Source organism: Streptomyces sp. NBC_01476, from assembly GCF_036227265.1.
Taxonomy (GTDB): Bacteria; Actinomycetota; Actinomycetes; order Streptomycetales; family Streptomycetaceae; genus Actinacidiphila.
The window spans coordinates 5,207,172-5,228,007 of record NZ_CP109446.1; the positions used below are offsets into that span (position 1 = coordinate 5,207,172).

At 72.2% G+C, this 20,836-nt stretch carries 19 protein-coding genes; 10 read left to right on the forward strand and 9 right to left on the reverse strand.

Translation table 11 applies throughout. The annotated features are described in order from the left end of the window. Positions 1-52: 52 nt before the first annotated feature. The 5 genes from OG552_RS22840 (at position 53) to OG552_RS22860 (ending at position 5,756) form a co-directional block, all read left to right on the forward strand. Positions 53-1,168, forward strand: coding sequence for a hypothetical protein (locus tag OG552_RS22840; protein ID WP_329135809.1), 1,116 nt, complete (start codon positions 53-55; stop codon positions 1,166-1,168). A 108-nt stretch (positions 1,169-1,276) separates the two neighbouring features. Further along, the gene (locus OG552_RS22845; protein ID WP_329135811.1) at positions 1,277-2,809 is read left to right on the forward strand and encodes a hypothetical protein; all 1,533 of its coding nucleotides are present in this window, start codon (positions 1,277-1,279) and stop codon (positions 2,807-2,809) included. Between the two features lie 102 nt (positions 2,810-2,911). Further along, positions 2,912-3,835 (forward strand): sortase, encoded by a 924-nt coding sequence (locus tag OG552_RS22850; RefSeq protein ID WP_329135813.1) that lies wholly within the window; start codon positions 2,912-2,914, stop codon positions 3,833-3,835. A gap of 31 nt (positions 3,836-3,866) precedes the next feature. Next, positions 3,867-4,721: a phosphate ABC transporter ATP-binding protein PstB gene (gene pstB / locus OG552_RS22855; RefSeq protein ID WP_329135816.1), complete on the forward strand. Its 855-nt coding sequence runs from the start codon at positions 3,867-3,869 to the stop codon at positions 4,719-4,721. A 147-nt stretch (positions 4,722-4,868) separates the two neighbouring features. Beyond that, positions 4,869-5,756 carry an NmrA family NAD(P)-binding protein gene (locus OG552_RS22860; RefSeq protein WP_329135818.1) on the forward strand — a complete coding sequence of 296 codons (888 nt, stop codon included), beginning with the start codon at positions 4,869-4,871 and terminating at the stop codon, positions 5,754-5,756. Between the two features lie 59 nt (positions 5,757-5,815). On the opposite strand, the gene OG552_RS22865 is transcribed toward OG552_RS22860, so the two are convergent. The 3 genes from OG552_RS22865 to OG552_RS22875 all read right to left on the reverse strand — a co-directional run bounded on the left by OG552_RS22865 (position 5,816) and on the right by OG552_RS22875 (position 9,109). Further along, positions 5,816-7,501: a phospho-sugar mutase gene (locus tag OG552_RS22865; protein ID WP_329135819.1), complete on the reverse strand. Its 1,686-nt coding sequence runs from the start codon at positions 7,499-7,501 to the stop codon at positions 5,816-5,818. A 58-nt stretch (positions 7,502-7,559) separates the two neighbouring features. After that, positions 7,560-8,369, reverse strand: coding sequence for a purine-nucleoside phosphorylase (locus OG552_RS22870; protein WP_329135821.1), 810 nt, complete (start codon positions 8,367-8,369; stop codon positions 7,560-7,562). A 302-nt stretch (positions 8,370-8,671) separates the two neighbouring features. Next, positions 8,672-9,109, reverse strand: coding sequence for a gamma-glutamylcyclotransferase (locus OG552_RS22875; protein ID WP_329135824.1), 438 nt, complete (start codon positions 9,107-9,109; stop codon positions 8,672-8,674). 109 nt (positions 9,110-9,218) lie between these two features. On the opposite strand from OG552_RS22875, the gene OG552_RS22880 reads away from it, so the two are divergent. Next, positions 9,219-10,664, forward strand: coding sequence for an NAD(P)H-quinone dehydrogenase (locus OG552_RS22880; protein WP_329135826.1), 1,446 nt, complete (start codon positions 9,219-9,221; stop codon positions 10,662-10,664). Between the two features lie 256 nt (positions 10,665-10,920). Next, entirely contained in the window at positions 10,921-11,796 is an 876-nt protein-coding gene (locus OG552_RS22885; RefSeq protein WP_443071183.1) for a DeoR/GlpR family DNA-binding transcription regulator, read from the forward strand. Positions 11,797-12,060: 264 nt separating this feature from the next. On the opposite strand, the gene OG552_RS22890 is transcribed toward OG552_RS22885, so the two are convergent. Continuing rightward, positions 12,061-12,621, reverse strand: coding sequence for a TetR/AcrR family transcriptional regulator (locus OG552_RS22890; RefSeq protein ID WP_329135830.1), 561 nt, complete (start codon positions 12,619-12,621; stop codon positions 12,061-12,063). A gap of 323 nt (positions 12,622-12,944) precedes the next feature. Next, entirely contained in the window at positions 12,945-14,705 is a 1,761-nt protein-coding gene (locus OG552_RS22895; protein ID WP_329135832.1) for an acetyl/propionyl/methylcrotonyl-CoA carboxylase subunit alpha, read from the reverse strand. A 383-nt stretch (positions 14,706-15,088) separates the two neighbouring features. Here OG552_RS22895 and OG552_RS22900 point away from each other — a divergent pair, with 383 nt between their 5' ends. Next, positions 15,089-15,541, forward strand: coding sequence for a hypothetical protein (locus OG552_RS22900; protein WP_329135834.1), 453 nt, complete (start codon positions 15,089-15,091; stop codon positions 15,539-15,541). Positions 15,542-15,662: 121 nt separating this feature from the next. Here OG552_RS22900 and OG552_RS22905 read toward each other — a convergent pair whose 3' ends face one another. The 4 genes from OG552_RS22905 to OG552_RS22920 all read right to left on the reverse strand — a co-directional run bounded on the left by OG552_RS22905 (position 15,663) and on the right by OG552_RS22920 (position 18,434). After that, complete coding sequence (locus OG552_RS22905) at positions 15,663-16,259, reverse strand: nucleoside triphosphate pyrophosphatase (RefSeq protein WP_329135836.1); 597 nt, start codon at positions 16,257-16,259, stop codon at positions 15,663-15,665. Between the two features lie 144 nt (positions 16,260-16,403). Beyond that, complete coding sequence (gene mmpB, locus OG552_RS22910) at positions 16,404-16,538, reverse strand: morphogenic membrane protein MmpB (RefSeq protein ID WP_329135837.1); 135 nt, start codon at positions 16,536-16,538, stop codon at positions 16,404-16,406. 85 nt (positions 16,539-16,623) lie between these two features. After that, positions 16,624-16,830 carry an acyl-CoA carboxylase subunit epsilon gene (locus OG552_RS22915; protein WP_329135839.1) on the reverse strand — a complete coding sequence of 69 codons (207 nt, stop codon included), beginning with the start codon at positions 16,828-16,830 and terminating at the stop codon, positions 16,624-16,626. A 14-nt stretch (positions 16,831-16,844) separates the two neighbouring features. Beyond that, positions 16,845-18,434 (reverse strand): acyl-CoA carboxylase subunit beta, encoded by a 1,590-nt coding sequence (locus tag OG552_RS22920; protein ID WP_329135841.1) that lies wholly within the window; start codon positions 18,432-18,434, stop codon positions 16,845-16,847. 152 nt (positions 18,435-18,586) lie between these two features. On the opposite strand from OG552_RS22920, the gene OG552_RS22925 reads away from it, so the two are divergent. Together OG552_RS22925 and OG552_RS22930 are read left to right on the forward strand one after the other, a co-directional pair. Further along, positions 18,587-19,486, forward strand: coding sequence for a biotin--[acetyl-CoA-carboxylase] ligase (locus OG552_RS22925; RefSeq protein WP_329135842.1), 900 nt, complete (start codon positions 18,587-18,589; stop codon positions 19,484-19,486). A 236-nt stretch (positions 19,487-19,722) separates the two neighbouring features. Beyond that, positions 19,723-20,802 (forward strand): adenylate/guanylate cyclase domain-containing protein, encoded by a 1,080-nt coding sequence (locus tag OG552_RS22930; protein ID WP_329135844.1) that lies wholly within the window; start codon positions 19,723-19,725, stop codon positions 20,800-20,802. Positions 20,803-20,836 lie beyond the last annotated feature (34 nt).

The following is a 20,836-nucleotide window of genomic DNA, read 5'->3' on the forward strand; positions in this document are numbered from 1 at the left end:
CCCCCGCCGTACACCCACCGCGCACTATCAACTCCCCTTGGAGAGCACTGAGATGAACCGAAGACTGCACGGCGTGCTGGTCGGCGCGCTGGCATTGTTCCTGGGCACAGGGGCCGTCGTCACCGCGACCGGCACCGCGAGCGCGCAGACCGCGACCCACCAGCAGGCCGGGCCCAAGGTCACGCTCACCGCCCGCAGCAGCAGCATCACCGACGGCTCGCCGTTCAGCCAGGTCTCGGTCGACACGGCATGCCCGGCCGGCTACCAGGACAACCTCAGCGTCTTCGTGGTCCTCCCCGACGGACGGGAGACCAGCGTGGCGTTCGGCGTCACCGCGGGAGCCCCGTTCAGCGGCAGGTCCGTCACCGCGCGGATCCCCGCGGTCTCGGACGGCACCACCTTCGTGAACTCGATCGCCGACGCCTTCGACATCGCCGGCGCGCCCGTCGCCGACGGCGTCTACCCGGTCCACGTCGTCTGCGGCAACGCCGACCAGGCCGACCACCCGGAGCGTCCGACGTCCACCGGTTTCATCCGGGTCACCGGTGACACCTTCCAGGTCAAGAACCTCCCGGCGCCGGCCGTCACCGACCTGACGCTCACCGCCGCCCCCGCGAACCACGCCCGGTTCGGCCAGGCCGTCACGCTGACCGCCAAGGTCAGCCCGCGCGTGGCCGGCAGCGTCCAGTTCACCACCGACGGCACCAACCCGATCGGGGACCCGGTCCCGGTGACCGACGGCAAGGCCACCGTGCAGGCGCCGGTCGAGGTCGCGGCCACCGTACGCACCTATGTCGCCACCTTCCTGCCGGCCGACCCGATCGCCGACGCGCAGGACGTGACCGTCTTCCGCTACGCGTACACCAACGCGCCCGCCGTCCAGGTCACCGACGCCGCCGGCAACACCCTTGGCGCCAAACCGCAGTTGGTGCCCGGCCAGCACATCACGGTCTCCGCACAGGGCTTCCTGCCGGGACCCGGCGAGAAGGTCCTGCCCTTCGTCAGCAACGCCCTCGCGCTCTTCGCCCCGGTGACGACCGACGCCCAGGGATCGGTCACCGGCTACGACCTGACCGTGCCGCGGCTCATCGCCGGCGGCGCCCACCAGCTGACCCTCACGGGTCTCAGCAGCTTCGTCCAGGTGTCCTTCGGCTTCACCACGAAGTGACCCCGGCACGCGGCTGACCCGCACAGAAAGCACGTCCGGCCGGGCGCCCTCCAGGTGCCCGGCTGCCGCCGTGACACCCCCGCCACATCCCCGAGGGGACGAGGAGAAATGAAACGAAGACTGCACGCCGCGCTGCTGAGTGTGCCGGCACTGATCCTGGGTCTGGGCGCGGTGGCTCTCAGCAGCGCGGGACCGGTGCACGCCGACACCCTCCCGGGCACCGTGACCCTCTCACCCGCCGGCGGAAACATCGCCGACGACCAGCCGTTCAGCTCGATCACCGTCTCCCAGGCGTGCCCCGAGCACTACCAGGACAGCATCGAGGCGGGGCTCGTCTTCGACGACGGGGGAGTCGGTGACGTCGTCTGGGACCTGATGGACGGCGCGCCCTACAGCACCGGGCCCTTCACCGCCCAAGTACCCGCCGTCTCCGACGACTTCACCCAGGTCAACTCGATCGAGCAGGCCTTCGACGGCGGGCCGGGCGTGGCCCAGGACGGCACCTACCCGCTGGTCGTGGTCTGCCACTCCGCGGACCCGGAGACCTACCCCGACCGCCCCACCTTCCAGACCTTCATCACCGTCACGGGCAGCACCTGGGCGGTGAAGGAGGTCACGCCCCCGACGGCGACCACCGTGGACGTCACCGCCGACCCGGCCGGCCACGGACAGGTGAGCCAGGAGTTCACCCTCACCGCCAAGGTCAGCCCGGCCGCCGCGACCGGCAAGGTGGAGTTCTTCGTCGACGGCAGCACCCCCGTGCTGAGCAACACCTCACCGGAGCCACGGCACGAGATCGTCCCGGTGGTGAACGGTACGGCGGCCATCCATGTGCTCGCCCAGGCCGTACCGATCGTACGGACGTACACAGCGGTGTTCACCGCCGACGACGCCACCGCGTTCGCCCAGGGGACCGGCACCGCGAACTACGCCTTCGTGGACGAACCGCTGATCACCGCGCTCGACGACACGGGCAACGACCTGCAGGACAAGCCCGTCCTGACGGCCGGTCAGCGGATCACGCTCACCGTGGCCGGCTTCCTGCCCGCCGCGTCCGGGACCGACAGCGAGCCGGTCGACGTCACCCTGGACGGCGCGGCGGCCACCCCGGACACCGCCACCGCCGACTCGCAGGGCACGGTCGGCACCTTCGCCTACACGGTGCCGGGTTCGGTGACCGACGGCAGCCACGCGCTGACCTTCAAGGGCCGCACCAGCGCGATCAGCGAGAGCTTCGCGTTCACGGTCGGCGCGGACGAGAGCACCACCGGGGGCACGGACACCGGCGGTACCGACACGGGCGGTACGGACACCGGGGGAAGTGACGCGGGCGGTACGGACAGCGGGGGCACCGACACCGGCGGTACGGACACCGGCGGCGCCGACTCGGGTGGTACGGACACCGGCGGCGGCTCCGGCGGTACCGGTTCGTCCGGCGGCTCCGGAGAGCTCTCGTCCGGCGGCTCCACCGCGGGCGGCACCTCCGGCGGCGGCACCGGCCCGCTCGCGGCCACCGGCGCCGGCGGCATCCTCCCGCTGAGCGGGCTCGCCCTGCTGCTCGCCGGGGTCGGCGGCTACGCCGTCCACCGGGTGCGCCGCGACGGCAAGCTGCTCAGCTTCGGTCCCACCCCGCGCGACTGACCCCGCGCGGGCTGCCGGGGGCGGGGCGGCCCGAGCACACCGCCCGCCCCCGGCGACCCCACCTCGTACCCCTGCAACCGATTCGCGCTGAGGAGCCCACCCGTGGCCGTACTCTCACCGCCCCGCGAGGCCGCGGGGGACCCCTGGCAGCCGCCGCCCGAGCCGGCGAAGCCGCCCCGCCGCGGCGGCGATCCGCGGTTCGTCGTCCCGGGCGCGGCCCTGACCGTACTGGCGGCGCTGCTGCTCGGCTTCGCCGTCAACCTCACCCTGCTCGGCCAGGTGGAGCACGCCCGCACCCAGCGGCACGGCTACGACCGGCTGCGCGCCGAACTCGCCCTGGGCACCGCCCCGGTGGGCCGCCTGGACGACAACGGCAGGGCGGTGCCGGCCGGTGCCCCGGTGGCGGTGCTGCACATCCCGTCCATCGGCCTGCGCGAAGTGGTCTTCCAGGGCACCTCGTCCGGGGTGCTCACCGCGGGGCCCGGACACCGCAGGGACACCCCGCTGCCAGGCCAGCCCGGCGTCAGCGTGATCATGGGCCGCCAGTGGGGATACGGCGGCCCGTTCCAGCACCTTCACGAACTGCGCGCCGGCGACGAGATCACCGTCACCACCGGCCAGGGGCAGCAGAAGTACCGGGTCACCGGCGTCCGCAGGGCCGGCGACCCGGTGCCGGCCCTGCCCACAGGCGGGCAGGGCCGGCTGCTGCTGATGACCGCGACCGGCAGCCTTTACACGCCGAGCGGCGTGCTGCGGGTGGACGCCGGACTGGTCGGGCCCGCACAACCGGCTCCCGCGGCCGGCGGCGGCATCGACGCGGCCGAACAGCCGCTGGCCGGCGACGCGTCGGCGTGGCTGCCGGTGATGCTCTGGCTGCAGGCACTGCTCGCCGCGACCGCCGTGCTCACCTGGACCTTCCGCCGCTGGGGCCGCTGGCAGACCTGGATCTGCGGGCTGCCGGTGCTCACCGCGATCGTCGTCGCGCTCTCCGGGGCGGCCACCGGGCTGCTGCCCAACCTGCTCTGAACCGCCACCACCCGAGGGGAAACACCAGCCGATGTCTGCCACCGACGAGACCGTCGTCCTGCCGGCCGTCCCGGCCGTCCCGGCCGAACCGCCGGGCGCGGCGCCGTCGCGCTCCGCCACCCTGGAGGCCCAGGAGATCTCCGCCTGGTTCGGTGATCACAAGGTCCTGGACCGCGTCTCGCTGACCATGCCCGCGCAAGCCGTCACCGCCCTCATCGGCCCGTCCGGCTGCGGCAAGTCCACCTTCCTGCGCATCCTCAACCGGATGCACGAACTCATCTCCGCCGCCTCGCTCGCCGGGCAGGTGCTCCTCGACGGCGAGGACATCTACGACCGCGGGCGCCGCATCACCCACGCGCGCCGCGAGATCGGCATGGTCTTCCAGAAGCCCAACCCCTTCCCGGCGATGAGCATTTACGACAACGTGCTGGCCGGGCTGAGGATGAACGGGGTCAAGGCGGACCGCGGCAGCCGGGACGACCTGGTCGAGGAGTGCCTGACCAAGGCCGGTCTGTGGCGCGAGGTCCAGGACCGGCTGCGGCAGCCGGGCGGCGCGCTCTCCGGCGGCCAGCAGCAACGCCTGTGCATCGCACGGTCGTTGGCGGTACGGCCGCGGGTGCTGCTGATGGACGAGCCGTGCTCGGCGCTCGACCCGACGTCGACCCGGCGGATCGAGCAGACCATCAGCGAGCTGTCGCAGGAGGTGACCATCGTCATCGTCACCCACAACATGCAGCAGGCGGCCCGCGTTTCGGACGCCTGTGCGTTCTTCCTCGCCGAACAGGGCACCCCCGGCGTCATCGTGGAGCACGGCCCGACCGAGGAGATGTTCAACCGCCCCCAGGACCAGCGCACGTCGGACTACGTCAACGGCCGGTTCGGCTGAGGGGGATGCCCGCCACTCAGGTCATTCATGTCTCATGGGCATCAATGCTCACGAAGAGGTATTGGACTGTGCCGCCGCGGGGACGCAGAGTTACCGGAGAAGGCGGCGGGCACCTTCCGCCGCCGTTTCCCCGGAGGTACCCGTCCCATGATGGTCATCACCACCCCCACCGGCCTGATCGGCGGCCAGGTCCTGGATCGCGTCCTCGGCGTCCGCGACCGCGGGCAGCCGGTCCGGGTGATCGTGCGCGACCCCGCCCGGCTCTCCCCCCGCGTACGCGAACGCGTCGAGGTCGTGACCGGCTCGCACGGTGACCCCGGCGTCGTCGACGAGGCGTTCGCGGGCGCGGACAGCGTGCTGTGGGTGACGCCACCGGACCCGCGCGCCGACAGCGTCGAGAGCGCCTATCTGGACTTCACCCGGCCGGCCTGCGACGCCTTCAAGAGCCAGGGCGTCCAGCGGGTGGTCGGGATCTCGGCCCTGGGCCGCGGCGCGGCCAGGAACGCCGGGCTGGTGACGGCGTCGCTGGCGATGGACGACCTGATCGCGGACACCGGCGTGAACTACCGGGCGCTGACGATGCCCTCGTTCATGGACAACCTGCTCAACCAGGTGGACCCGATCAGGAACACCGGCACGTTCTTCTCGCCGCTCGACGGCGACCTCAGGCTTCCGGCCTGCGCCACCCGCGACATCGCCGCCGTCGCCGCCGAGCTGCTGCTCGACGACTCCTGGACCGGACAGGAGAGCGTCCCCGTCCTCGGCCCCGAGGACCTGTCCGCCAACGACATGGCCCGGATCATGTCCGAGGTCCTGGGCAAGCCCGTGCGCTTCCAGCAGATCTCCACCGAGGCGTTCAAGGCCACGCTGACCGGACACGGGATGTCCGAGGCGATGGCGCAGGGCATGGCCGACATGATGGCGGCGAAGAACGAGGGCATCGACACGGCCGTGCCGCGCACCGCGCGGGCCACCACCCCGACCGGCTTCCGCCAGTGGTGCGAGGAAGTCCTCAAGCCGGCCGTCCTGGCCTGATGACGGCCGGCCCGCTGCGACGCCCGGGGCCCCCTTCCCCGGCGGTCAGATGCCGGCGGTCAGATGCCGGCGGCCGCGGCGAGGTCGGCCTTGACCGCGGCCAGCGTGTCCGCGGCCGTGGCGCGCGCGGCCGGGAGCCCCGCGGCGTCCGCGACCGGGACCACGACTTCGAGATAGCACTTGATCTTGGGCTCGGTGCCGCTGGGACGGACGACGACGCGGGCGGAGCCGATACCGCGTGCGTCGTCACCTTGGAGGCGGTAGCGCAGGCCGTCGGTCGGCGGAAGGTCCGCGGTACCGGCCGAGAGGTCCTCGGCGGTGGCGATCTTGAGGCCGGCCAGCGCGGCCGGCGGGTGCTCGCGCAGCCGGGCCATCGCGTCGGCGATCAGCGACAGATCGGCCACCCGGGCCGCCAACTGGTCGGTGGCGTGCAGGCCGTGGCTGAGCGCGAGGTCGTCCAGCAGGTCGGCCGGGGTCCGGCCCTCGGCCTTGAGCCCGGCGGCGAGTTCGGCGATCAGCAGGGCCGCGGTGATGCCGTCCTTGTCGCGGACGCCGTCCGGATCGACGCAGTAGCCGAGGGCTTCCTCGTATCCGTAGCGCAGGCCCGGCACCCGGGCGATCCACTTGAAGCCGGTGAGCGTGTCCTGGTACGCCAGGCCCGCCCGGGCGGCGATCTTCGACAGCAGCGAGGAGGAGACGATGCTCGCCGCGAAGACATCCCGCCCGGGCACGACGGCGCGGTTACGGACGAGGTGCAGGGCGAGCAGCGAGCCCAGTTCGTCGCCGCGCAGCATCCGCCAGCCCGCGGCGGCCGACGGGTCGGGTACGGCGGCGGCGCAGCGGTCCGCGTCCGGGTCGTTGGCGATCACGATGTCAGGACCCGCGCCCCGCGCGGTGGCGAACGCCAGGTCCATCGCCCCGGGCTCCTCCGGGTTGGGGAAGGCGACGGTCGGGAAGTCCGGGTCGGGGGCGGCCTGTTCGGCCACCTGCACCGGCGCGGGGAAGCCGGCCCGGGCGAAGGCCGCGGTCAGCGTCTCCAGGCCGACACCGTGCATCGGGGTGTAGACGACGTTCACCTCCCGCGGGCTGTCCGCCCCGACGACGGAGACCGCCCGGGTCAGATACGCCGCCAGGACGTCCTCGCCGAGCACGTCCCAGCCCTCCTCGGCCAGCGGCACCCCCGCCAGCGGGCCGACGGCCGCGATCCCGGCGGCGATCTCCGCGTCGGCGGGCGGCACGATCTGCGAGCCGTCCCCGAGGTAGACCTTGTAGCCGTTGTCCTGCGGCGGGTTGTGGCTTGCGGTCACCATCACACCGGCGTCGGCGCCCAAGTGCCGTACGGCATAGGCGAGTACGGGAGTCGGCAGCGGACGCGGCAGCAGCGCGGCCCGCAGCCCGGCGCCGGCCATGACGGCCGCGGTGTCCCGGGCGAAGTCGTACGACTTGTGCCGGGCGTCGTAGCCGATGACCACCAACTCGCCCTGCCGGGCCCGCAGGTACCCCGCCAGACCGGCGGCGGCCCGGATCACCACGGCCCGGTTCATCCGCATCGGGCCGCCGCCGAGCGCCCCGCGCAGGCCGGCGGTGCCGAACTCCAGCGTCCCGGCGAACCGTTCGGCCAGTTCCGCGGTGGCGCCGGTGTCGCCCGCGTCCGCCGCCCGCAGCAGTGTCTCCAGTTCGCCGCGGGTCTCCGGGTCCGGGTCCTCGGCGATCCACGCCTGCACCTGGGCGAGTACGTCGGCCATCGCTTCCTCCAGCTCTCCGTGCTTTACCTGACGTCGGACGCGAACGGGCGCCTGGCGGTCAGAGCCGCCCCAGCACCTCGCCCAGCAGCGCGCCCATCCGGGTCGCCGACTCCCGGCCGGCCTCCAGGACCTCTTCGTGATTGAGCGGCTCACCGGTCATCCCGGCGGCCAGATTCGTCACGAGGGACAGGCCCAGCACCTCCGCGCCGGCCTCGCGGGCGGCGATGGCCTCCAGTGCGGTGGACATGCCCACGAGGTCCCCGCCTATCGCCCGGACCATGCCGATCTCGGCGGGTGTCTCGTAGTGCGGGCCGGGGAGCTGGACGTAGACGCCCTCTTCGAGGGAGGGGTCCACCTCGCGGCACAGCGCGCGCAGCCGCGGGGAGTAGAGGTCGGTGAGGTCCACGAAGTTCGCGCCGACGATGGGCGAGGTCGCGGTCATGTTGATGTGGTCGCTGATCAGGACGGGCTGACCCGGGCGGAAGCCGGGGCGCAGGCCGCCGCAGCCGTTGGTGAGGACGACGGTCTTGCAGCCCGCGGCGATCGCGGTGCGTACCCCGTGCACGACGGTGGCGACGCCCCGGCCCTCGTAGAGGTGGGTGCGGCCGAGGAAGACCAGGGCGCGGACCCCGCCGATCTTCACGGACCGCACCTGGCCGGCGTGGCCCGCGACGGCGGGGGCCGGGAACCCCGGGAGGTCGGTCACCGGGAACTCGTGGTCGGGCTCGCCGAGACCGTCGGCGGCGGGCACCCAGCCCGAGCCCATGACGAGGGCCACGTCGTGTGTTTCGGCGCCGGTCAGCTCGCGCAGGCGTTCGGCAGCGGCGTCGGCCGCGGCGTACGGGTCGGGGTTCACGGAAGCGTTCACGCGCACGAGGGTAACCTGTCACGGCCTACGCGCGTAGACGGTCCCCCGGTCTGCGGTTCTTTTCGGCCCTCCCCTTGCCCTGCGGGGCCCGTTGCCGGGTGCGGCCGGGTGAGGGGTTGCTCGCGCAGTTCCTCGCGCCCCTTCGGGGTGCGTTCGGCCATCCGGGTGTGCCCCGTCAGGGGCGCTGGGGGCACCCCCGGACGGAGTCTGGGGGAGGAACTGCGCGAGGAACCCACCACCGGCGGAAGGTCCGGGAACCGGCGCCCAGGGGCTGGGCGGGCGGGCCCGGTGCGGCCCCGCGCCTAGCACGGCCGCTTGCGCAGCTCCATCACATAGTCGTACGGCGCCCCCGCCGATTCCGCCGCGTCAGCCAGTTCCCCCAGGTAGCGCGCCGACGGCAACCCACCCTCGTAGTCGTTGAGGACATAGAGCCACGCCGCCACCTCCCCCTCCAGCGTGTCGACCCGGACGGTGAGCCGCCGGTACATGGCCAGCGGCACCCCCTCCCAGTTGTCCATCGACTCCTCGTCCACCGGCGCGATGTCGTACAGCGTGACGAAGACCTGGCTGCCGGGGTCCTCCACCACCGTGGCCAGCGCCCCCTCCCACCCCATCTGCTCACCGCCGAAGGTGAGCCGCCAGCCGTCGAGCCACCCGGTGCCGCGCAGGGGGGAGTGAGGGGCGCGGCGGGTCATCAGCCGCGCGTCGAGGTTGCTTCCGTAGGCGGCGTAGAGCGACATGGACACGAGGGTACGGGAGCGCGATCGGCCCGGCGTAAGGACGCGAGCCGGTGCCGCCCGGACGAGTCACACCGACCCCTGGCAGGAGAAGCTTGGCGCGTGCGGGACAATGGGGTACGTGACTCGGATCGTGATCATCGGTGGCGGACCCGGCGGCTATGAGGCAGCGCTCGTTGCGGCGCAGCTCGGCGCTGAGGTGACCGTCGTGGACTGCGACGGCCTCGGCGGCGCGTCGGTGCTCACCGACTGCGTTCCGTCCAAGACGCTCATCGCCACCGCCGAGGTGATGACCACCTTCGACTCCTCCTACGAGGAGCTGGGCATCGTCGCCGACGACACCCCGCCGCTGGAACGCGCCTCCCGGGTGGTCGGCGTCGACCTCGGCAAGGTCAACCGCCGGGTCAAGCGCCTCGCGCTCGCCCAGTCCAACGACATCACCGCCTCCGTGACCCGGGCCGGCGTCCGGGTGCTGCGCGGCCGTGGCCGGCTGGACGGCCCGCAGACCGCCGACGGCACCAGGTCCGTGGTGGTGCGCTCCGCCGACGGCACCGAGGAGCGGCTGACCGCCGACGCCGTACTCGTCGCCACCGGTGCCCGCCCCCGCGAGCTGGAGGACGCGCTGCCGGACGGCGAGCGGATCCTCAACTGGACCCAGGTCTACGATCTCGACGAGCTGCCCGAAGAGCTGATCGTGGTGGGCTCCGGGGTCACCGGCGCCGAGTTCGCCGGCGCGTACCAGGCGCTCGGCTCCACCGTGACGCTGGTCTCCTCGCGGGACCGGGTGCTGCCCGGTGAGGACCCGGACGCCGCCGCCGTCCTGGAGGACGTCTTCCGCCGCCGCGGTATGAACGTGATGGCCCGCTCCCGCGCCCAGTCCGTCAAGCGGCTCGGCGACCGGGTCGAGGTCGCGCTCGCCGACGGCCGGGTGATCAGCGGCACGCACTGCCTGATGGCGGTCGGCGCCATTCCCAACACCACCGGGATGGGTCTGGAGGAGGCCGGCGTCAAGCTCACCGCCTCCGGCCACATCAAGACCGACCGGGTCTCCCGCACCAGCGCGCTCGGCGTGTACGCGGCAGGTGACGTCACCGGCGTCTTCGCGCTCGCCTCGGTCGCCGCGATGCAGGGGCGGATCGCGATGTACCACTTCCTCGGTGACGCGGTCGGCCCGCTCAACCTCAAGACGGTCTCCTCCAACGTCTTCACCGACCCGGAGATCGCCACCGTCGGCTACACCCAGGCCGACGTGGACAACAAGCGCATCGAGGCGAATGTCGTCAAGCTGCCGCTGCTGCGCAACCCGCGGGCCAAGATGCAGGGCATCAGGGACGGCTTCGTGAAGCTCTTCTGCCGTCCCGGCACCGGGATCGTGGTCGGCGGTGTGGTGGTCGCGCCCAAGGCGAGCGAGCTGATCCACCCGATCTCGATCGCGGTCGACAACAACCTGACGGTGGAACAGATCGCGAACGCCTTCACGGTGTACCCGTCGCTGTCCGGCTCGATCGCCGAGGTGGCACGGCAGTTGCACAACCGGAAAACGGCGGATCAGGACTGACGCCGGGTTGGCTGCCGCGGGGCCCTTGGTTTTCCGGGCCGGTCCGCGGCCTGTTCGGACCCCCGGGCATTACGCTGCGTACTTCTCGCGCGGTCCAAACCTTTTCCGGGTGCGAACGCACGGTCGGTGCATAGCACTTCCCGGTCTCTTTCACGCACGACTTCCGTCATCCGGCGCAAAACGCTGAAAGCAGACGGTCGTTGGGGTTACTGTCGGTTTCGTGTTCGCTGCAGAACGTCGCCAATTGATCCTGGAAATGGTGCGGGCGAACGGAGCCGTCAGTCTCCGTGAGCTCGCCCGGGTCGTCCAGACCTCCGAAGTGACCGTGCGCCGCGACGTACGCGCTCTGGAGGCCGAAGGACTGCTGGACCGCCGGCACGGCGGTGCGGTGCTGCCGGGTGGCTTCACCCGCGAGTCCGGCTTCCCGCAGAAATCCCATCTAGCGACCGCGGAGAAGACGGCCATCGCCGATCTCGCCGCCGGTCTGGTCGAAGAGGGCGAGGCCATCGTGGTCGGCGCCGGCACCACCACCCAGGAGCTGGCCAGACGGCTGGCCCGGGTGCCGGGGCTGACCGTGGTGACCAACTCGCTGCTGGTCGCGCAGGCACTCGCGCACGCCAACCGGGTGGAAGTGGTGATGACCGGCGGCACCCTGCGCGGGTCCAACTACGGCCTGGTCGGCAGCGGCGCGGAGCAGTCCCTGCAAGGGCTGCGGGTCTCACGGGCGTTCCTGTCCGGCGCGGGGCTCACCGCGGAACGCGGCCTGTCCACGTCCAACATGCTCGCGGCGAGTGTGGACCGCGCGCTGGTGCAGGCGGCGGCGGAGGTGGTGGTCCTCGCGGACCACACGAAGCTCGGGTCCGACACGATGTTCCAGACGGTGCCGACCGATGTGATCACGCATCTGGTCACCGATGAACCGCCGGCCGACGACGAACGCGCCGGTACGGAGTTGCAGGCGCTCGCCGATCGCGGGGTGCAGATCGTGGTGGCGCCGGTGCCGGTCGCTGACGCGGCGGTGGCGGGGCGGCCGCGGCGCGAGGCCCCGCTGCCGGGGCCCCGGCGGCCCCAGTCGTTGCGCACTGCGGAGCCGGGGGGGACGCCCCGGCTCGCGGATGTCCGCCGGAGGTAGTTCCAGCGGAGCGGGGCGCCGTTGCGGGGTGCGGGGTGCCCGCGGGGCGCCGTTGCCGGGTGCGGGCCGGTGGACGGTTGCTCGCGCAGTTCCTCCCCCAGACTCCGTCCGGGGGTGCCCCCAGCGCCCCTGACGGGGCACGTTCTGCCCGTAGGGCTGCGTTGCCGGCTGCGGGCAGCCGCTAGTTGCTCGCGCAGTTCCTCGCGCCCCTGACGGGGCACGTTCGTTGCGACGCACTGAGAGAAGGCGCCCCCTGGCCGACGGCTACTGGGCGGTGAGGGAGGGGGTGCGGGTGCGGAGGCCGTCGGTCATGAGGGACATGAGGCGGTCGAAGAGGTCGGGGTCGTCCGCGTTGCGCTCCGCGCTGACCACGATCGCGTAGGTGAGCTTCAGCAGGTCGCCGATCCCGATGTCGCTCCTGACCCCGCCGGACTCCTGGGCCCGGTGCAGCAGCGCGGTGCCGGCGGCCGGCATCTTCGTACGGCAGGCGGGCATCCTGTCGTCACTGGCCTCCGTGATCGCGGCGGCCAGCCCGCGGTAGGACGCCGAGTGCACGGCCACCGCCCGGAGCCACTGCAGCAGCGCGTCGACCGGATCGGCCTCGGCCAGCAGCTCGCGCCCCCGCTGGGACAGGGCCTTCACTTCCTGCTCGAAGACCGCGTTCATCAGCGCGTAGCGGTCGGGGAAATGCCGGTAGAGCGTGCCGACGCCGACCTCGGCGTGCCGTGCCACGTCCTCCAGGGCCACGTCCGTGCCGTGCAGCAGGAACGCCTGCCTGGCCTCGTCGAGCAGCCGGTCGTAGTTGCGCTGCGCGTCAGCCCGCATGCCGTGATGCCTCCCGCTCTGGGCCCGTACCGTTCTTCGCCCCCGAAGAGATGGTAAATCCGGAGGCGACCTCCGTATAGTTAACGGAGGCAACCTCCGCTTACCGCTCTCCGCTGGAGGCTTGCTTTCGCTTCCTCGCGCCCCTTCGGGGCACGTCGTCCCCTGCGGTACGGGAGTTCGTGCCCCGTCAGGGGCGCGAGGAACTGCGCGAGCAACCGGCCACCGGGCGGGGGCCGGGGATGGTGCCCCGTGGGGCAGGTCGTGCCCCGTCAGGGGCGCTGGGGGCACCCCCGGCCGGTGGGGGGTGGGCGGGCGGTCGGGGGTCAGTCCTTGATTTCGCAGATGACCGCGCCGGAGGTGACGGACGTGCCGACGTCCGCGGTGAGCCCGATCACCGTGCCGGAGCGGTGCGCGTTGATCGGCTGTTCCATCTTCATCGCTTCGAGGACGACGATGAGGTCGCCCTCGGTGACCTGCTGGTTCTCCTCGACCGCGACCTTCACGATGGTGCCCTGCATCGGGGAGGCCAGCGCGTCACCCGACGCCGCCTTCGTGGCCTTCGACGCCGCCCGCCGTTTCGGCTTCGCACCGCCGGCCGCCGCGGTCCGCGCCAGGGTCATCCCCAGCGAGGCCGGCAGAGAGACTTCGAGGCGCTTCCCGCCGACCTCGACCACCACCGTCTCCCGACCCGGGACCTCGTCCTCATCCACCGCGGGCCCCGCGAACGGCGCGATCGTGTTCACGAACTCCGTCTCGATCCACCGGGTATGAATCGTGAACGGCCCCCCGTCCCGGGGATTGAACGCCGGGTCGGTGACCACGGCGCGGTGGAAGGGAATCGCGGTGGCCATCCCCTCCACGGTGAACTCACCCAGCGCCCGCGCCGCACGCTGCAAGGCCTGCTCGCGGGTCGCACCGGTGATGATGAGCTTGGCCAGCAGGGAGTCCCACGCCGGCCCGATCACCGACCCTGACTCCACCCCGGCGTCCAGCCGCACCCCCGGCCCGGTGGGCGGCTGGAAGAGGGTCACGGTGCCGGGTGCGGGCAGGAAATTCCGCCCCGGGTCCTCACCGTTGATCCGGAACTCCAGGGAGTGGCCGCGCAGCGGCGGGTCGTCGTAGCCGAGGGCCTCGCCGTCGGCGATGCGGAACATCTCCCGCACCAGGTCGATACCCGAGACCTCCTCCGTCACCGGGTGTTCGACCTGGAGGCGGGTGTTGACCTCCAGGAACGAGATCGTGCCGTCCTGCCCGACGAGGAACTCACACGTGCCCGCGCCGACGTAGCCGGCCTCGCGGAGGATCGCCTTCGACGCCGCGTACAGCTGGGCGTTCTGGTCGTCGGAGAGCCAGGGTGCGGGGGCTTCTTCGACGAGTTTCTGGTGGCGGCGCTGCAGGGAGCAGTCGCGGGTGGAGACCACGACGACGTTGCCGTGGGTGTCGGCCAGGCACTGGGTCTCGACGTGGCGGGGGCGGTCGAGGTAACGCTCGACGAAGCACTCGCCGCGGCCGAACGCGGCCACCGCCTCCCGCACCGCGGAATCGTAGAGCTCGGGGACTTCTTCCAGGGTCCTGGCGACTTTGAGTCCGCGTCCGCCGCCGCCGAAGGCGGCTTTGATGGCGATGGGGAGGCCGTGTTCCCTGGCGAAGGCGACGACTTCGTCGGCGCCGGTGACGGGGTCGGGGGTGCCGGCGACCAGGGGTGCGCCGGCGCGCTGGGCGATGTGACGGGCCGCCACCTTGTCGCCGAGGTCGCGGATGGCCTGCGGCGGGGGGCCGATCCAGGTCAGGCCCGCGTCCAGGACCGCCTGGGCGAACTCGGCGTTCTCGGAGAGGAAGCCGTATCCGGGGTGGACCGCGTCCGCGCCGGACTCCGCGGCGGCGGTCAGGACCTTGCCGGCATCGAGGTAGCTGGTGGCAGGGGTGTCACCGCCCAGCGCGTACGCCTCGTCCGCGACACGGACATGCACCGCGTCCCGGTCGGGATCGGCGTAGACGGCCACGCTGGCGATCCCCGCGTCCCGGCAGGCACGGGCAACACGGACTGCGATTTCACCGCGGTTGGCGATGAGCACCTTACGCACGATGACTCCCTTCTTGAAACAAGCCGAGTTTAGGTACTGGCCACACTCGATGCCGAGGAGCCCCCGCACGTGAGCTTGCCCACACGAAGGGTGACCCATGGGCCTGAAATACCGGTGAAAGCCTGCTCAGTCCACGGTACGACCCGGCCGGGGCCGATGTCCCGCACTGCCCGGTGTGGGGCGGATCTCGGTTCGGATCGGGTCCCTCGTTCGGCGTTCTTTTGTGGAAACCCCACCAATAGACCGGGGAAAGTTTGCCGCCGCGACCCGCCGAACGAGTGGTGGCGCCGCGCCTCTTGTCCCGGGCTTTACCCGTGAGTAGCCTGCATGACGCGAAGTACCGGGGGTAACGGACCCCGCGGCGGGGACCGGAGGGGGAGCGCATGCGCAGAGGGATAGCCATCGGCACGGTCGTGGCGCTGGTCCTCGAAGCTCTCACGATCGGCTTCGTCAACTGGGTGCTCGGCCTTGCCGTCCAGCACCAGAAGATGTCCCTCGCCGGGCTCGACACGAACGCGATGGCGGTCGGATCGTGGGTGGGCGGCGGGGTGTTCGGGCTCTTCCTGCTCGGCTGCGCGCTGCTGGTGGCCCGGATCGCCTGGCGCGACCGGATGACCGGGCGGTTGGCGCGGATCGTGCTCATCGCCTGCGCGGTGGTGCACGGAGTGGTGGGCGCGGCCGTGGTCGGCCTGGTCGGCTGGTGGGCGTTCGTGGTCCTGATGGTCATCCTCGGGCTGCTCGTCGCCACGCTGCTGCTGTACGCGCCGGAGGACCAGCGGGAGCCGGTGGAGGCCGCGCCGGGCCCCGGCGAGATCTCGCCACCGGCGACCGCGTGACCGTCGGAACCGCCCGCACCCTCCAAACCGCCCGCACCCTCCGAGCCGGCTGAGCCGCCCCCACCGTCCGAACCTGCCGCCCTGCCCGAGCCGTCCGCGCCCCGCGGGACGCCCCGCACGGTCACGCCCACAGGTCGGTGACGCGGACGTCCAACTCGGCGAGCAGGCGGCGCAGCAGCGGCAGGGAGAGGCCGATGACGTTGCCGGGGTCGCCGTCCACGCCGTCGACGAAGGGGGCCGAGCGGCCGTCGAGGGTGAACGCGCCCGCCACATGGAGCGGTTCGCCGCTCGCCACGTAGGCGGCGATCTCCGCGTCGTCCGGCGTGCCGAACCGTACGGTGGTGGAGGCGGTCGCGGAGACCTGGCGGCCGGTGGCGGTGTTGATCACGCAGTGGCCCGTCCGGAGGATCCCGTCGCGGCCGCGCATCGCCTGCCAGCGGGCGGTCGCCTCGGCGGCGTCCTTGGGCTTGCCGAAGGCCAGGCCGTCCAACTCCAGGACGGAGTCGCAGCCGACCACCAGTTCGCCGCCGACGAGTTGTCCGCTGCCGGCCACGGCCTTCGCCTTCGCCTCCGCCAGGACGCGGGCCAGGTCGCCGGGGGTGGGAGCGGTGATGGCCTCCTCGTCCACCCCGCTCACGACGACCTGCGGGTCGAAGCCGGCCTGCTTGAGCAGGGCCAGGCGGGCGGGGGAGGCGGAGGCGAGGATCAGCGTGGTCACCGCCCTATCGTAGGGACCCCGCGGCCTCCTCCGCCCGGCCCCTGCCCGGTCCCGCCCGGCCCCCCGCCGGCCCGCGCACACGGGCCCTGGCACCTCCCGGCCGGCGGGAGCGGAAGGCGCGGAAGGCGCGGACCGGTCACCGCGCTACGCGCGCCACGTGGCGATGGCCATGACGAGGACCGCGGCCAGGGCGATGACGAGCATCGCCCGGCGGAGCTTCGTCTGGGCGCGGCGGATGTCGTCCGGGGGACCGGGGGGTTGATCGTCGGACCAGAGCATGGGTTCAAGCGTGCGCCCGGGCGGGGGCCCGCGCCTGAGTACGCGTACTCAGAAGCGGAACCCGCACCTCACCCGTACCAGTGGTTTACGTGGGCCACGCGGAGGTGCGCCAGGCGCCGGGGCCGGGCCGGGGAGTGCGGCGGGTGAGGGCGCGGGCGGGGTCGGACCAGGCGGCGGTGGTGCGGGGGGCGGCCTCGTCGGGCTCCACCGCGGCGATACGCGCCTGGACCAGGGCCACGACGGCGGCCAGTTCTTCGGGGGTGGGTCTGCCGCGCTCCACTTTGATCACCATGGGTGGCTCCTCTCCTACAGCGGGATGTTGCCGTGCTTCTTGGGCGGCAGGCTTTCCCGCTTGTTGCGCAGGGTCCGCAGGGCTTTGACGAGTTGTCCGCGGGTTTTGGAGGGCTCGATCACCGCGTCGACGTAGCCGCGTTCGGCGGCGACGTAGGGGTTGAGGAGGGTGTCCTCGTATTCGGTGATGAACCGCTGGCGCAGTTCCTCGGCCTCTTCGGGGGTGGCGGCTTCGGCGATGGTGCGGCGGTAGAGGATGTTGACGGCGCCCTGGGCGCCCATGACGGCGATCTGGGCGGTGGGCCAGGCGAGGTTGAGGTCGGCGCCGAGGTGTTTGGAGCCCATGACGTCGTAGGCACCGCCGTAGGCCTTGCGGGTGATGACGGTGATCAGCGGGACGGTGGCTTCGGCGTAGGCGTAGATGAGTTTGGCGCCGCGGCGGATGATGCCGTCCCATTCCTGGCTGGTGCCGGGCAGGAAGCCGGGGACGTCGACGAAGGTGATGACGGGCACGTTGAAGCTGTCGCAGGTGCGGACGAAGCGTGCCGCCTTCTCCGAGGCGTTGATGTCGAGGGTGCCGGCGAACTGCAGGGGCTGGTTGGCGACGATGCCGACCGGGCGGCCCTCGACGCGTCCGAAGCCGGTGATGATGTTGGGTGCGAACAGGCTCTGGGTCTCCAGGAACTCGCCGTCGTCGAGGACGTGTTCGAGGACCTTGTGCATGTCGTAGGGCTGGTTCGCGGAGTCCGGGACGAGGGTGTCGAGTTCGAGGTCCTCGTCGGTGACCGCGAGGTCGGCTTCGGTGGTGAAGGCGGGGGGCTCTTCGAGGTTGTTGCCCGGCAGGTAGGAGAGCAGGGCCTTGACGTACTCGAAGGCGTCCTTCTCGTCGCCGGAGAGGTGGTGGGCGTTGCCGGAGGTGGTGTTGTGGGTGCGGGCGCCGCCGAGTTCCTCCATGCCGACGTCTTCGCCGGTGACGGTCTTGATGACGTCGGGTCCGGTGATGAACATGTGGGAGGTCTGGTCGACCATGATCACGAAGTCGGTGATCGCGGGGGAGTAGACGGCGCCGCCGGCGCAGGGGCCCATGATGAGGCTGATCTGCGGGATGACGCCGGAGGCGTGGGTGTTGCGGCGGAAGATCTCGCCGTACATGCCGAGCGAGGTGACGCCTTCCTGGATGCGCGCGCCGCCGGAGTCGTTGATGCCGATGACGGGGCAGCCGGTTTTCAGGGCGAAGTCCATCACCTTGACGATCTTCTCGCCGTAGACCTCGCCGAGCGCGCCGCCGAAGACGGTGAAGTCCTGGGAGAAGACCGCGACGGGGCGGCCTTCGACGGTGCCGTAACCGGTGACGACACCGTCGCCGTAGGGGCGGTTGGCGGCCAGGCCGAAGTTGGTCGAGCGGTGCCGGGCGAGCTCGTCCAGTTCGGTGAACGATCCTTCGTCCAGGAGGAGTTCGATCCGCTCACGGGCGGTCAGCTTGCCCTTTTCATGCTGCTTGTCGACCGCGCGGCCGGAGCCGGCGTGCGTCGCTTCCTGGATGCGGTGGCGCAGATCGGCGAGCTTCCCCGCGGTCGTGTGGATGTCGTACTCCGGCTCGGCCATGGAGGCGGCTCTCCTGCTCTCGGCGGATCCAACGGTGATGCCCCCCGCGGTCTTATGACCGGCGGGTAACGCTGCTGAGTAGCGTAGTGGCGACGCTTCGATACGGGCACTGCGTCGTTCGCCACACCGTGGCCTGCTCGTAGGGTGAGGTCATGACGCGCAGCCGCTGGTCCGATCTCGACCGCCCGCCTCTGAACGCCGCCGCACTGCGCCGGGCGGTGGTCGTTCCGGGCGGTCTGTGGACCGGACTGGACGTGGTGGAGGCGACCGGCTCCACCAACAGCGACCTCACCGCGCGGGCCGGGCAGGGCGCCGCCGAGGGCGCCGTACTGGTGGCCGAGGAACAGACCGCCGGACGTGGCCGGCTGGACCGCAGGTGGAGCGCGCCGGCCCGGTCCGGTCTCTTCTTCTCCGTACTGCTCCGTCCGGGTGAACCCCGTACCGTCCCCGCGGACGAGCCGGCCGCTCCGCCGCTGGACCAGGGGCCGGTGCCGGTCAACCGCTGGGGCTGGCTGCCGCTGCTGGCCGGCGTCGCGACCGCCACCGCGCTCTCCCGGGCGGCCGGTGTCGACACGGCACTCAAGTGGCCCAACGACCTGCTGCTCACCGTCGAGGGCGAGGAGCGCAAGGCGGGCGGCATCCTCGCCGAGCGGGTCGGCACCGCGGTGGTGGTCGGGGTCGGCATCAATGTGTCGCTGCGGGCCGGTGAACTGCCGGTCCCCACCGCGGCCTCGCTGGCCCTGGCCGGCGCCAAGGGCACCGACCGCGATCCCCTGCTGCGGGCCGTGCTGCGGTCGATCGCCGACTGGTACGGCCTGTGGCGCGCGGCCGACGGCGACCCGGCCGCCTCCCGCCTCCAGCAGACGTACGGCGCCGGGTGCGCCACCCTGGGCCGCCAGGTGCGGGCCGAGCTGCCCGGCGGCAAGGAGCTCTCCGGCACGGCGGTGGCCGTGGACGGGGACGGCCGGCTGGTGATCGCCGGACCCGACGGCGAGCAGGCGGTGGGCGCCGGCGACGTCGTCCACCTGCGCCCGGACGCGGGTGAGGGCTGACCGGTCCGGTGGGAGTGGACCGGGTGAGAGTGAGCTGAGGCACACCTGCCGTATCTTTGAGGAGCTGCGTCGTCTCGATGATCGGAAGGGCAGTGCGCAGGGATTCTTCTGGTTCTTCTGGGGCCGGGCGGTAGCGCGTGGAGAACGACGGCGCTTTGCCGGACCGGCCGTCCGCACCGGATCCGGGCAGCCACCCGGGTGCGGCACGTGGCGTTCCCGGCGATTCGCTGCCCTCGATGGGTTTCGTCGACCCGGGGGAGGGCGGCGAACCGGACGGCGGGGAGTACCCGGACACCGGTGAGCACCCGCTGGCACTGCGGCTCGAACAGCTGATCCTCGGCGCGCCCCGCCGCTACACGCCCTTCCAGGCGGCCCGGGCGGCCGGCGTGTCGATGGACCTGGCGTCCCGCTTCTGGCGGGCGATGGGCTTCGCCGACATCGGGCAGGCCAAGGCGCTCACCGAGGCGGACGTCCTCGCGCTGCGCCGGCTGGCCGGTCTGGTCGAGGCGGGTCTGCTCAGCGAGTCGATGGCGATCCAGGTGGCCCGCTCCACCGGCCAGACCACCGCCCGGCTCGCCGACTGGCAGACCGACTCCTTCCTGGAGGGCCTCACCGAGCCGCCGGAGCCCGGGATGACCCGCGCCGAGGTGGCGTACCCGCTGGTCGAGCTGCTGCTGCCGGAGCTGGAGGAGTTCCTGATCTACGTCTGGCGGCGCCAGGTCGCGGCGGCCACCAGCCGGGTCGTCCAGTCCGACGACGAGGAAGCCGTCGACCGGCGGCTCGCGGTCGGCTTCGCCGATCTGGTGGGCTTCACCCGGCTCACCCGCCGTCTGGAGGAGGAGGAGCTCGGCGAGCTGGTCGAGGCGTTCGAGACCACGGCGGCCGATCAGGTGGCCGCGTACGGGGGCCGGCTGATCAAGACCCTCGGTGACGAGGTGCTCTTCGTCGCCGACGACCCTGGGACGGCCGCGGAGATCGGGATGCGGCTGATCGAGACGATGACCGGCGACGAGTCGATGCCGGCGCTCCGGGTCGGCATGGCCTTCGGCACCGTCACCACCCGGATGGGCGATGTCTTCGGCACCACGGTGAACCTCGCCTCCCGGCTGACCTCCATAGCGCCGCGCGACGCCGTCCTGGTGGACGGCGACTTCGCCGAGGCGCTGGCCGAGGCGGGCGACGCGCCCATCTCGGAGGCGGACGTCGACGCCGGCTCCGCGGAGAAGTACCGGTTCGCGCTGCAGCCGATGTGGCGCCGCCCGGTCCGCGGGCTCGGTGTGGTGGAGCCCTGGCTGCTGACGCGGCGCGAGCGCTGACGGTCCCTTTCCCGTGCCCGGGCGGTGTCCGGTG